The sequence below is a fragment of the Diaphorobacter sp. J5-51 genome, from assembly GCF_001023515.1.
Taxonomy (GTDB): Bacteria; Pseudomonadota; Gammaproteobacteria; order Burkholderiales; family Burkholderiaceae_C; genus Diaphorobacter; species Diaphorobacter nitroreducens.
In genome coordinates, this window is sequence record NZ_JSYI01000123.1 from 15667 (window position 1) to 28768 (window position 13102).

A 13102-nucleotide genomic window follows, 5' to 3' on the forward strand; every position below is an offset into this window, starting at 1 on the left:
CTGACTGGAGAAACGTATGAGCGCATTGGAAACGCAAGCCCTGGGCATGATCCCCATGGTCATTGAGCAGTCCGGCCGCGGCGAGCGGTCCTACGACATTTATTCGCGCCTGTTGAAGGAGCGCGTGATCTTCCTGGTGGGTGAGGTCAATGACCAGACTGCCAACCTGGTGGTTGCGCAGCTGCTGTTCCTTGAGAGCGAGAACCCGGACAAGGATATTTCGTTCTACATCAACTCCCCGGGGGGCAGCGTGACGGCGGGCATGGCCATCTATGACACCATGCAGTTCATCAAGCCGGATGTGTCCACGCTGTGCTGCGGCTTTGCGGCGAGCATGGGGGCTTTCCTGCTGGCTGCAGGGGCCAAGGGCAAGCGGTATTCGCTGCCCAACTCCAAAATCATGATCCACCAGGTGCTGGGCGGCGCCCGCGGACAGGCGACGGATATCGAGATCCACGCCCGCGACATTCTGCGTACCAAGGATCAGATGAACCGCATCCTGGCGGAGCGCACGGGACAGCCCATCGAGAAGGTGAAGGCGGATACCGAGCGGGACTATTTCATGACCGCGGACGAAGCCAAGGATTACGGCATCGTGGACCAGGTCATTGCCAAGCGCCCCTGAGTTTTGGCCGGCGCGCGCGGCGTTTCCCCCTGTGGGAAACGCCGTTTTTATTTCGTTATCATCTTGACAACATCCCCAGTCATAAGGCATTGCCCCCATGGCCGAGAAAAAAGGCTCCTCCAGCGAAAAAACCCTTTACTGCTCTTTTTGCGGTAAAAGCCAGCATGAAGTAAAGAAGCTGATCGCCGGTCCGTCGGTCTTTATCTGCGACGAGTGCATTGACCTGTGCAACGAGATCATCCGTGATGAGCTGCCCACCGGCGATGCCGGACGCGAAGGCCGCGGAGATCTGCCTACGCCTGCGGAAATCAAGACCAACCTCGATCATTACGTGATTGGCCAGGAAAAGGCCAAACGTACGCTGGCCGTCGCCGTGTACAACCACTACAAGCGCCTGCGCCACAAGGACAAGGCCGGTAAGGACGAGGTGGAACTGTCCAAGAGCAACATCCTGTTGATCGGCCCTACGGGGTCGGGCAAGACGTTGCTTGCGCAGACCTTGGCGCGGCAGCTCGATGTGCCTTTCGTGATGGCTGACGCCACCACGCTGACGGAAGCCGGCTATGTTGGAGAGGACGTGGAGAACATCGTCCAGAAACTCCTGCAAAGCTGCAACTACGATGTGGAACGTGCCCAGCGGGGCATTGTCTACATCGACGAAATCGACAAAATTTCGCGCAAATCCGACAACCCCAGTATTACGCGGGATGTCTCAGGTGAAGGTGTGCAGCAAGCGCTGCTCAAGCTCATCGAGGGGACCATGGCGAGCGTGCCTCCACAAGGTGGACGCAAGCATCCCAATCAGGATTTTCTGCAGATCGATACCACCAACATTCTGTTCATTTGTGGTGGTGCGTTTGCTGGGCTGGAAAAGGTCATTGAGAACCGTACTGAAGCTTCCGGTATTGGCTTTGGCGCGGCAGTGCGTAGCAAAAAGCAGCGTTCTTTGACCGAGGTGTTTCAGGATATCGAGCCTGAGGACCTCATCAAATTCGGCCTGATTCCAGAGTTGGTGGGTCGCATGCCCGTGGTCACAGCCCTGGCCGAACTGAGCGAGGACGCGCTGGTGCAAATCCTCACCGAGCCCAAAAACGCCTTGGTCAAGCAGTACAGCAAGTTGCTGGCGATGGAAGGCGTTGAGCTGGAAATTCGTCCCGCTGCGTTGAAGTCCATCGCGCGAAAAGCCATCGCACGCAAGACGGGTGCCCGCGGCTTGCGCTCCATTCTTGAGCAAGCGTTGATTGGCACCATGTTTGACTTGCCCAACGTCTCCAACGTGGAAAAGGTGGTGGTGGACGAGGCCACCATCGAAGAGAACAAGGCCCCTTTGCTGGTTTATCGCGAGGCCGCCAAGACCGCCTGAAAGCCGTGTGTCGCCGGGAGTCGCGCGCGTTAGTGATGCGCCCGGCGAGCCATGTTGCTAACACCTGGGTGCAGATGCTGCCGGGTTGAAAAATGTGGTCCATGGACCATATTCCATGGAACTACTAGAGGATTGCCCCATGTCCGGACACACACCCCTGCCCGATACGCCCCTGGATCTACCACTGTTGCCTTTGCGCGATGTGGTGGTCTTTCCTCACATGGTGATTCCCCTGTTTGTGGGGCGTCCCAAGAGCATCAAGGCGCTGGAAGCCGCCATGGATGCCGATCGACGAATCATGCTGGTTGCGCAAAAAGCAGCCGCCAAGGATGAACCGCAGGTTTCGGATATGTTCGAAGTCGGTTGCATATCCACCATCCTGCAGATGCTGAAGCTTCCCGATGGCACGGTGAAGGTGCTGGTGGAGGGGCAGCAGCGCGCCCACGTTCGCATGGTGCATGAATCGGACGTTCACTTCACGGCGACGGTTGAGCCCATGCAGGCATCCGCTGAGGACGCCGCTTCGAGTGAAATTGAAGCGCTACGCCGGGCGGTAATGCAGCAGTTTGATCAGTACGTCAAACTGAACAAGAAGATTCCCCCTGAGATTCTGACTTCCATTTCGGCCATCGACGATCCGGGGCGGCTGGCTGACACCATTGCCGCGCACTTGCCGCTCAAGCTGGAGAACAAGCAGGTTGTTCTCGACTTGGCAGGCGTCAAGCAGCGTCTGGAGAATCTGTTCGAGCAGTTGGACCGCGAAGTGGATATCCTCAATGTGGATAAGCGCATTCGCGGTCGCGTGAAGCGCCAGATGGAGAAAAACCAGCGGGACTTCTATCTCAACGAACAGGTCAAGGCGATCCAGAAGGAACTGGGCGAAGGCGAAGAAGGCGCGGATCTTGAGGAGATCGAGAAAAAGATCAAGGCCGCGCGCATGCCGGTCGAAGCGCGCAAGAAGGCGGAAGGTGAGCTGAAAAAGCTCAAGCTCATGTCTCCTATGTCTGCCGAAGCCACTGTGGTTCGCAACTACATTGATGTGCTCACGGGACTGCCCTGGAGCAAGAAGTCCAAGGTCAAGCACGATCTTGCCCATGCAGAGGCTGTGTTAAACGAGGACCACTATGGCCTGGAAAAGGTGAAAGACCGGATCCTGGAATATCTCGCCGTGCAGCAGCGGGTGGACAAGGTGAAGGCGCCCATCCTGTGCTTGGTCGGCCCACCGGGTGTGGGCAAGACTTCGCTCGGTCAGTCCATTGCAAAGGCAACGGGGCGCAAGTACGTGCGTATGGCGCTGGGGGGGATGCGTGACGAAGCAGAGATCCGGGGTCACCGTCGTACCTACATTGGGGCGATGCCAGGCAAGGTATTGCAGAGCCTGAGCAAGGTGGGGGCGCGCAATCCGTTGTTCCTGCTCGATGAAATTGACAAACTAGGCATGGACTTTCGAGGTGACCCCTCGAGCGCGTTATTGGAAGTCCTCGATCCTGAGCAGAACCACAAGTTCGGCGACCACTATGTGGAGGTCGACTTCGACCTTTCCGATGTCATGTTTGTCGCGACTTCGAACTCGATGAACATCCCGCCGGCGCTACTTGATCGCATGGAGGTGATACGTCTTTCCGGATATACCGAGGACGAAAAAACCAACATTGCCATCAAATATTTGCTCCCCAAGCAGATGCAAAACAACGGTGTGAAAGATGCCGAGTTGCAGGTCACGGAATCCGCCGTACGAGACATCGTGCGCTACTACACGCGTGAAGCGGGCGTCCGCTCCCTAGAGCGCGAACTCTCCAAAATCTGCCGAAAAGTGGTCAAGGCAATCCAGCTCAAGAAGCTGACGGCTCCCGTGGAGGTGTCGGCGGACAACTTGCCTGAATACTTGGGAGTGCGCAAGTACACCTACGGTCGCGCGGAACAGCAGAACCAAGTGGGACAAGTGGTTGGCCTGGCATGGACCGAAGTCGGCGGGGATCTGCTCACGATCGAGGTCGCGACCATGCCCGGCAAAGGCAACATCCTTCGCACAGGATCGCTGGGCGATGTCATGAAGGAGTCGGTCGAAGCGGCCCGCACGGTAGTGCGTAGCCGTGCGCGCTTACTTGGTATTCGCGATGAGGCGTTCGAGAAGCGAGATCTCCATATCCACGTGCCCGATGGTGCGACCCCTAAAGATGGTCCTAGCGCCGGCATTGCGATGACGACGGCGATCGTTTCTGCGCTGACCGGAATACCGGTCCGCGCAGATGTTGCGATGACGGGGGAGATCACATTGCGCGGAGAGGTCACAGCAATTGGTGGGCTCAAGGAGAAGCTTTTGGCGGCATTGCGTGGAGGGATCAAGACGGTGTTGATTCCTGAAGAAAACGTAAAAGACCTCCAGGAAATTCCAGACAACGTCAAGATGGGGCTGGAGATCATTGCTGTGAAGTGGATCGACAAGGTGCTGGAGATAGCACTCGAGCGCAAGCCTGTTGCATTGGCAGAGGACGACGGTGCCCAAACCGTGGCGGTGCCTGCCTCCGCCGATGTGTCACGGGGCTCCGTGAAACATTGATGGAAAAAACTTTGCACTATTCTTGGAGCACGCGAAAAGTACTCTATAATTTCACTTATCGACGCTAAACATGCTACAGTGTGAGGCTTAGGTAAATGCGGGAATAGCTCAGTTGGTAGAGCGCAACCTTGCCAAGGTTGAGGTCGTCGGTTCGAGACCGATTTCCCGCTCCAAGTTATGATCTACAGACTTCTACTTACGTCTGTAAGTCGTTGAAAAGAGGGGCTTCGGCCCCTTTTTTCATTCCAGCGAGCGCCACGGAAATCCACCCACAGCCAGCCTTTTTTAGGCGCCAATCTAGGCACAGGAATACGGGTGAGGCGGCTTCCGGATAGTTGCTGGGACTGAGCGGGGACCATGACGAGCATAGGGCCTAAGTCATTACTTAGGAGCCTCGAAATGGCACTCTCTGATCTGATCGTCCGGCAGGCTAAGACCACCGGCAAACGCTACACCCTCTACGATAACGACTGCCTGAGCCTGATGGTCTCTGTCGCAGGCGGCAAGTCGTGGATATTCCGCTACTCCTGGCTGGGCAAGCAAAAGCGCATGGCCCTGGGCGGCTATCCCGCCATCAGTCTGCGCGAGGCCCGCGCCGAGCGGGACAAGGCCCAGGCCCTGCTCGCCAGGGGGATCGATCCCCAAATCGAACGCGATCAGCGTCGGCATGCGGCCAAGCTGGCCGGCGAATACACCTTCAAGAACGTCTTCGATGCCTGGGTCGAGCATCGCCGCAAGGAACTCAAGGAAGGCCGCCAAAGTACGCTTTCGCAGATCCTGCGTATCTTCAACAAGGACGTGCTACCCACCCTGGGGAAGATGTCCATCTACGACATTCGCCGGCCCCAGCTCCTGGGCGTCCTGGCGGCGATCGAGAAGCGCAAGGCGTTCACCACCGCCGAGAAGGTCCGTACCTGGTTCAACCAGATGTTCCGCTATGCCCTGGTCATCGCCGAGGGGCTGGAGGTCAACCCGGCCGCCGACCTGGACGTGGTGGCCGAACCCAAGCCTCCGGTGGCCCACAATCCTTATCTCCATCTGCCCGAGATGCCCGAGTTCCTTCAGAAGCTCCGGCTCTACAACCCGCGCGGCTGGCAGACTCAGCTTGGCGTCCGGCTACTGTTCCTGACGGGGGTACGCACGGGCGAACTGCGGTTGGCCGAACCTGAACAGTTCGACCTTGACCGCGGCCTGTGGATCATTCCGCCGCAGGTCGTCAAGCAGCTCCAGGACGAAATGCGCAAGGCTGGCAAGCGGCCGCAGGACGTGCCGCCCTACATCGTGCCACTGTCCCTGCAGGCCATCGAGATCGTGCGCTACCTCTTGGGCGTGATGCGGCCGGCGCAGAAGTACCTGCTGTCGCATCGCAGTGATGTCATTTTCAGAAGACGACTGCACCATTCAGCGCGGTTTGAAGCCTCTTGTGCATACGGCTCCTGACAGCCAGATATCAGGACTCCTCTGCACGAAACTCGTCTATGCTCAATACTCGTGTGCACCAAAGCGAGATGAGCATGGCGACCGATACCGCACCGATTACCGAGCACGGCGTGGCCACCCTGCCAGAACAGGCATGGGAGCGTGCGCGTCGTCGCGCGGAGATCATTGGGCCGTTGGCGCAGTCGGAGACGGTTGGGCATGAAGCGGCCGACGCGGCAGCCCAGGCATTGGGGCTGTCCCGGCGGCAGGTCTACGTCCTGATCCGCCGTGCCCGGCTAGGATCGGGGCTGGTCACTGACTTGGCTCTTGGGCAGTCGAGCGGTGGCAAAGGTAAAGGCCGCTTGCCGGAGTCGGTCGAACGAATCATCCGCGAGTTACTGCAAAAGCGCTTCCTGACCAAGCAGAAGCGTAGCTTGGCGGCGTTCCACCGCGAAGTTGTGCGGGCGTGCAAGCTGCAAAAGCTGCGGGTGCCGGCGCGCAACACGGTGGCTCTGCGGATCGCCGGCCTCGATCCGCGCGAGGTCACTCACCGCCGGGAAGGACAAGATGCCGCCCGCGACCTGCAAGGTGTTGGTGGTGTTCCGCCACCCGTCTCCGCGCCGCTGGAGCAGGTGCAGATCGACCACACAGTCATCGACCTGATCGTGGTGGACGAGCGCGACCGGCAACCGATTGGCCGTCCATACCTGACCCTCGCCATCGACGTATTCACCCGCTGCGTGGTTGGCATGGTCGTTACGCTGGAAGCCCCGTCCGCCGTCTCGGTCGGCTTGTGCTTGGTGCATGCCGCCTGCGACAAGCGCCCTTGGTTGGAAGGGTTGAACGTAGAGATGGATTGGCCGATGAGCGGCAAGCCCAGACTGCTCTACTTGGACAACGCGGCTGAGTTCAAGAGCGAGGCGCTGCGCCGTGGCTGCGAGCAGCATGGCATCCGGTTGGACTATCGCCCGCTTGGGCAGCCGCACTACGGCGGTATCGTGGAACGGATCATCGGCACGGCGATGCAGATGATCCACGACGAATTGCCGGGGACGACCTTCTCCAATCCTGACCAGCGCGGGGAATACGCCTCCGAGAAGATGGCCGCCCTGACACTGCGCGAGCTGGAGCGCTGGCTCACATTGGCGGTCGGCACCTATCACGGCTCCGTGCACAACGGCCTGCTCCAACCGCCGGCCGCGCGCTGGGCCGAAGCTATCACGCGGACCGGCGTGCCAACCGTCATCACTCGCGCTACGGCTTTTCTGGTCGATTTTCTGCCCATCATCCGCCGCACGCTGACCCGCACCGGCTTCGTCATCGACCACATCCACTACTACGCCGATGCGCTCAAGCCGTGGATAGCTCGGCGGGACCGCTTGCCTGCGTTCCTGATCCGGCGCGACCCGCGCGACATCAGCCGCATATGGGTGCTGGAACCAGAGGGGCAGCACTACCTGGAAATTCCCTACCGTACCTTGTCGCACCCGGCTGTCACCCTCTGGGAACAACGACAGGCGCTGGCGAAATTGCGGCAGCAAGGGCGCGAACAGGTGGATGAGTCGGCGTTGTTCCGCATGATCGGCCAGATGCGCGAAATCGTTACCACCGCGCAGAAGGCTACGCGCAAGGCGCGGCGCGACGCGGATCGACGCCAGCATCTCAAGGCAACGGCAACGCCTGTCAAAACCACGCCACCACCGGGCGCTGACATGGATGGGCAGCAGGCAGACAACCAGCCGCCGGCCAAACCGTTCGACCAGATTGAGGAGTGGTAGCCGTGGAAGAATATCCCATCATCGACTTGTCCCACCTGCTGCCGGCGGCCCAGGGCTTGGCCCGTCTCCCGGCGGACGAACGCATCCATCGCCTTCGCGCCGACCGCTGGATCGGCTATCCGCGAGCAGTCGAGGCGCTGAACCGGCTGGAAATCCTGTATACGTGGCCAAACAAGCAACGCATGCCCAACCTGCTGCTGGTCGGCCCGACCAACAACGGCAAGTCGATGATCGTCGAGAAGTTCCGGCGCACGCATCCGGCCAGAGCCGACGCCGACCAGGAGCACATTCCGGTACTGGTCGTGCAGATGCCATCCGAACCGTCGGTAATCCGCTTCTACGTCGCGCTGCTCGCGGCGATGGGTGCGCCATTGCGACCGCGCCCACGGCTGCCAGAAATGGAACAACTGGCGCTGGCACTGCTGCGCAAGGTCGGCGTGCGCATGCTGGTGATCGACGAGTTGCACAACGTCCTGGCCGGTAACAGCGTCAATCGCCGGGAATTCCTCAATCTCCTGCGCTTCCTCGGCAATGAACTGCGCATCCCACTGGTCGGGGTCGGCACGCGCGACGCCTACCTGGCCATCCGCTCCGATGACCAGTTGGAAAATCGCTTCGAGCCGATGATGCTGCCGGTATGGGAGGCCAATCACGATTGCTGCTCACTGCTGGCCAGTTTCGCCGCTTCGCTTCCACTGCGGCGACCCTCGTCGATTGCCACGCTGGACATGGCCCGCTACCTGCTCACACGCAGCGAGGGCACCATCGGCGAACTGGCGCACTTGCTGATGGCGGCGGCCATCGTCGCCGTGGAGAGCGGCGAGGAAGCGATCAACCATCGCACGCTGAGCATGGCCGATTACACCGGTCCCAGCGAGCGGCGGCGGCAATTCGAGCGGGAACTGATGTGAAGCCAGCGCCACGCTGGCCACTGCATCCGGCCCCCAGAGAAGGCGAAGCCTTGTCTTCGTGGCTCAACCGCGTGGCCCTTTGCTATCACATGGAGGTGTCCGAGCTGCTGGAGCACGATCTTGGTCACGCTCAGGTTGATGACCTGGATACCGCGCCACCACTGGCGCTGTTGGCGATGCTCTCCCAGCGGAGCGGCATCGAGCCGGACCGGCTGCGTTGCATGAGTTTCGCCGGCTGGGTGCCTTGGCTACTGGACAGCCTTGATGATCAGATTCCAGACGCATTGGAAACCTATGCGTTCCAGCTCTCGGTGCTGCTGCCGAAACTCCGCCGTAGGACGCGATCCATCACGAGCTGGCGTGCCTGGCTGCCCAGCCAGCCGATACATCGCGCCTGTCCTCTCTGTCTGAACGACCCGGCAAACCAAGCCGTACTGCTTGCATGGAAGCTGCCCCTGATGCTGAGCTGCCCGCTGCATGGCTGCTGGCTGGAATCCTATTGGGGCGTGCCTGGGCGGTTTCTCGGCTGGGAGAACGCCGACACTGCGTCGCGCACCGCCAGCGACGCGATTGCAGTGATGGACCGGCGTACCTGGCAGGCACTGACGACCGGCCATGTGGAACTGCCGTGCCGACGCATCCACGCTGGATTGTGGTTTCGACTGCTACGCACGCTGCTCGATGAGCTGAACACCCCGCTTTCGGCGTGCGGAACCTACGCGGGGTATCTCCGCCAAGTCTGGCAAGGCTGCGGGCATCCGCTGCGTGCTGGGCAAAGTCTGTGGCGACCGTATGAAACCCTGAACCCGGCAATACGGTTGCAGATGCTGGAGGCGGCGGCAACGGCAATCAGCTTGATCGAGGTGAGGGATATCAGCCCGCCAGGCGAGCATGCAAAGCTGTTCTGGTCCGAGCTCCAAACCGGGTTCACCAGTGGTCTGCCGGCGAAACCGCCGAAGCCCGAACCCGTCAATCATTGGCAACGGGCGGTCCAAGCTATCAGTGAGGCGATCATTGAAGCCCGGCACGACCCCGAGACGGCACGCTCGCTGTTCGCGTTGGCTTCCTATGGTCGGCGCGATCCCGCTTCCCTGGAACAGTTGCGCGCCACCTTTGCAAAGGAAGGCATTCCCCCGGAATTTCTGTCACATTACGAGGCTGATGGACCCTTTGCATGTCTTAGACAGAATGACGGGTTAAGTGACAAATTTTGACGACCAGAACTTTCCGGTGCACACTGTCACATAATCGAACGTATATGTGACAGGTACGACATGCTGATAGGCTACATGCGGGTATCGAAGGCGGACGGCTCCCAGGCTACCGATTTGCAGCGCGACGCGCTGATTGCCGCCGGGGTCGATCCAGTACATCTTTACGAGGACCAGGCATCCGGCATGCGCGAGGATCGGCCCGGCTTGACGAGCTGCCTGAAGGCGTTGCGAACTGGCGACACACTGGTCGTGTGGAAACTGGATCGGCTCGGACGCGACCTGCGACATCTCATCAACACCGTGCACGACCTGACTGGGCGCGGCATCGGCTTGAAGGTATTAACCGGGCACGGCGCGGCCATCGACACCACGACCGCCGCCGGCAAGCTGGTCTTTGGCATCTTCGCCGCCCTGGCCGAGTTCGAGCGCGAGTTGATCGCGGAGCGCACGATTGCCGGCCTAGCCTCGGCCCGCGCGCGCGGGCGGAAAGGCGGCCGGCCGTTCAAGATGACCGCCGCCAAGCTGCGGCTGGCGATGGCGGCAATGGGTCAGCCAGAGACCAAGGTCGGCGACCTGTGCCAGGAACTTGGCGTCACGCGGCAGACCCTGTATCGGCATGTTTCACCCAAGGGTGAGCTACGTCCAGATGGCGAGAAGCTACTCAGCCGAATTTGATGCCGGCATGAGGCAACGTAGCGACAGCGTGGTTTGTCTCAATGGGAAGCGCTCATGATCGATCTTTGAAGGCCCGCAGCAGTCGTGTCACAGACAGGACGAACAAACCGGTCAGCGTGAGGGCTGCGATACCCCAGTACTCTCCGATGAACGCGCCGGCCGTCGTGCCGGCCAGCACAATGGCGAGAATCGGCAAATGGCAGGGACAGGTGAGCACGGCCAGCGCGCCCCACAGGTAGCCGGTGATCGGTTTGTGCGTCTCGGACGGCAAGCGCTCGGGGCTGTTCATGGCAGACTCTCCGCGTGCTGTGCCGGCTCGGTCGGCATGGTGGCCAACTGCACCTCCAGATCGGCCAACGCTTCGCGCCGACGCTCGACGAACTGGCGCAGAACGGCAAGCTGCGCGGCCGCTTCATCGCCGTCCGCAGCATCCAGCGCCCGGCACAGCCGCGCCAGCGCGTCCAGGCCGATGCCCGCCTCGAAGGCCGCCCGCACGAAGCACAGCCGTTGCAAGGCGGCATCATCGAACAGGCCATAGCCGCCCGGGGTGCACGCCACCGGACGCAGCAATCCGCGCAGCAGGTAGTCGCGCACGATATGCACGCTCACCCCGGCATCAAGGGCCAGCCGGGACACGGTGTAGGCGCTCATTGAAAACCTCCTTTTTTTATCCAGCGCAGCAGGAAAGCTGCTTCACGTCCTTGTTGAAGGTCTGCGCCGCAAGCTTCAACCCCTCGACCATTGTCAGGTAGGGGAACAACTGGTCGGCCAGTTCCTGCACCGTCATGCGGTTGCGGATGGCGAGCACCGCCGTCTGGATCAGTTCGCCCGCTTCCGGGGCCACCGCCTGCACGCCGATGAGCCGTCCGCTACCTTCCTCGATGACCAGCTTGATGAAGCCGCGTGTGTCGAAGTTGGCAAGCGCTCGCGGAACGTTGTCGAGTGTCAGCGTGCGACTGTCGGTCTCGATGCCATCGTGGTGCGCTTCCGCCTCGCTGTAGCCCACGGTGGCGACTTGCGGGTCGGTGAACACCACTGCCGGCATCGCGGTCAGATTGAGGGCTGCGTCGCCGCCGGTCATGTTGATCGCGGCACGGGTGCCGGCGGCCGCTGCCACGTAGACGAACTGCGGCTGGTCGGTGCAGTCGCCGGCCGCGTAGATGTTCGGGTTGCTCGTGCGCATGCCTTGGTCGATAACGATGGCCCCTTGCGCATTGACAGTGACCCCCGCCGCGTCCAGCGCGAGGCTGCGCGTATTCGGTGCCCGACCGGTGGCAACCAGCAACTTGTCAGCGCGCAATTCACCGTGTCCGGTGGTCAGCACGAATTCGCCGTTCACATGGGCGACCTGGCTGGCTTGCGTGTGCTCCAGCACCTCGATGCCCTCGGCGCGGAAAGCGGCTGTCACGGCCTCGCCGATGGCCGGGTCTTCCCGGAAGAACAAGGTGCTGCGTGCCAGGATCGTGACCTGGCTGCCGAGCCGGGCAAAGGCTTGCGCCAGTTCCAACGCCACCACCGACGAACCGATCACGGCCAGGCGTGCGGGAATGGTGTCGCTGACAAGCGCTTCGGTGGAAGTCCAGTAGGGTGACTCTTTCAGGCCCGGAATCGGCGGCACGGCCGGACTGGCACCGGTGGCGACCAGGCAGCGGTCGAACGTTACCTCGCGCTCGCCACCCTCGTTCAAACGGACGACCAGGCTCTGGTCGTCCTTGAAACGCGCTTCACCGTGCAAAACGGTGATGGCTGGATTGCCGTCCAGGATGCCTTCGTATTTGGCGTGCCGCAGTTCATCGACACGGGCCTGCTGCTGGGCCAGCAGTTTGCTGCGGTCAATCGCAGGCACAGTTGCCGCAATACCGCCGTCGAACGGACTTTCCCGGCGCAGATGGGCAATATGGGCAGCGCGGATCATGATCTTGGACGGCACACAGCCGATATTGACGCAGGTGCCGCCGATGGTGCCGCGTTCGATCAGCGTGACCGTCGCGCCTTGCTCGACGGCCTTCAGCGCCGCCGCCATCGCGGCCCCGCCGCTGCCAATGATGGCGATATGCAAACCGGCGCCCTCAAGTGCATCACGGATTTTTGGTTCATCTTTGAAATCACCAACCCGGATCAAGCCTTGATAACCCAATGCGGCGATGGCGGCCAGCAGTTGGTTGTGGCTCACGGCGGTGTCTGCCATGACTTGCGCGCGGCTTTCTGGATAGGACACCACAGCGGCATTCACGCCGGGAATCTTTTCCAAAGCATCTTTGACATGGGTGGCGCAGGATGTGCAGGTCATGCCATTCACGGTGATTTCGGTCATTTTTTTACTCCATTGAATTTCGGGGTGCAGCAGGCATCGGCTTGGCGTTTTCGTTGGATGGCGTAGATGGTCAAGCCGATGAAAATCGCCAGCGCAGGCAGCAGCACATAGTCCAGATAGCCGGTCAGCGCGGACAAGCCGACCACACCGAGCAAAATGACCAGAACAGGGGTGAAGCAACACAGCGCCACGAGGGTTGTGCCAATGATGCTGACCCGCAGCAGTGTCTTCGGGTCTTTCATG

11 protein-coding genes, 1 tRNA gene and 1 pseudogene are annotated in these 13102 nt (G+C 60.8%); 9 read left to right on the forward strand and 4 right to left on the reverse strand.

The genetic code is table 11. The annotated features are described in order from the left end of the window. Window positions 1-16 precede the first annotated feature (16 nt). The 9 genes and pseudogenes from clpP (at window position 17) to OX89_RS15190 (ending at window position 10545) form a co-directional block, all read left to right on the forward strand. On the forward strand, window positions 17-625 hold the full coding sequence (clpP, locus tag OX89_RS15150) for an ATP-dependent Clp endopeptidase proteolytic subunit ClpP (RefSeq protein ID WP_015912823.1): 609 nt from the start codon (window positions 17-19) through the stop codon (window positions 623-625). 97 nt (window positions 626-722) lie between these two features. Further along, complete coding sequence (gene clpX, locus OX89_RS15155) at window positions 723-1988, forward strand: ATP-dependent Clp protease ATP-binding subunit ClpX (protein WP_011804642.1); 1266 nt, start codon at window positions 723-725, stop codon at window positions 1986-1988. A 139-nt stretch (window positions 1989-2127) separates the two neighbouring features. After that, window positions 2128-4548, forward strand: a complete 2421-nt coding sequence (lon, locus tag OX89_RS15160; RefSeq protein WP_047351259.1) for an endopeptidase La — start codon at window positions 2128-2130, stop codon at window positions 4546-4548. 97 nt (window positions 4549-4645) lie between these two features. Then, window positions 4646-4721, forward strand: a tRNA-Gly gene (locus tag OX89_RS15165). Window positions 4722-4947: 226 nt separating this feature from the next. Continuing rightward, window positions 4948-5925: pseudogene (locus OX89_RS15170) on the forward strand (tyrosine-type recombinase/integrase); the annotation flags it as partial. 137 nt (window positions 5926-6062) lie between these two features. Beyond that, a complete protein-coding gene (locus OX89_RS15175; protein ID WP_011875634.1) occupies window positions 6063-7745 on the forward strand; it encodes a DDE-type integrase/transposase/recombinase in 1683 nt (560 codons plus the stop codon). Between the two features lie 2 nt (window positions 7746-7747). Beyond that, window positions 7748-8656: a TniB family NTP-binding protein gene (locus OX89_RS15180; protein ID WP_009687862.1), complete on the forward strand. Its 909-nt coding sequence runs from the start codon at window positions 7748-7750 to the stop codon at window positions 8654-8656. After that, window positions 8653-9870, forward strand: coding sequence for a TniQ family protein (locus tag OX89_RS15185; RefSeq protein WP_011517528.1), 1218 nt, complete (start codon window positions 8653-8655; stop codon window positions 9868-9870). Before OX89_RS15180 ends, OX89_RS15185 begins: the two co-directional genes overlap by 4 nt. A gap of 60 nt (window positions 9871-9930) precedes the next feature. Then, window positions 9931-10545 carry a recombinase family protein gene (locus OX89_RS15190; RefSeq protein ID WP_000904941.1) on the forward strand — a complete coding sequence of 205 codons (615 nt, stop codon included), beginning with the start codon at window positions 9931-9933 and terminating at the stop codon, window positions 10543-10545. A 52-nt stretch (window positions 10546-10597) separates the two neighbouring features. Here OX89_RS15190 and merE read toward each other — a convergent pair whose 3' ends face one another. The 4 genes from merE to merF are packed head-to-tail and all read right to left on the reverse strand — an operon-like array spanning window position 10598 to window position 13101. Next, entirely contained in the window at window positions 10598-10834 is a 237-nt protein-coding gene (gene merE, locus OX89_RS15195; protein WP_001087809.1) for a broad-spectrum mercury transporter MerE, read from the reverse strand. Then, window positions 10831-11196: a mercury resistance co-regulator MerD gene (gene merD / locus OX89_RS15200; RefSeq protein ID WP_003465059.1), complete on the reverse strand. Its 366-nt coding sequence runs from the start codon at window positions 11194-11196 to the stop codon at window positions 10831-10833. Before merD ends, merE begins: the two co-directional genes overlap by 4 nt. 16 nt (window positions 11197-11212) lie before the next feature. Continuing rightward, a complete protein-coding gene (gene merA / locus OX89_RS15205) occupies window positions 11213-12859 on the reverse strand; it encodes a mercury(II) reductase (RefSeq protein WP_047351260.1) in 1647 nt (548 codons plus the stop codon). Next, window positions 12856-13101 (reverse strand): mercury resistance system transport protein MerF, encoded by a 246-nt coding sequence (gene merF, locus OX89_RS15210; RefSeq protein WP_000654684.1) that lies wholly within the window; start codon window positions 13099-13101, stop codon window positions 12856-12858. Before merF ends, merA begins: the two co-directional genes overlap by 4 nt. Between the last annotated feature and the right edge of the window lies 1 nt (window position 13102).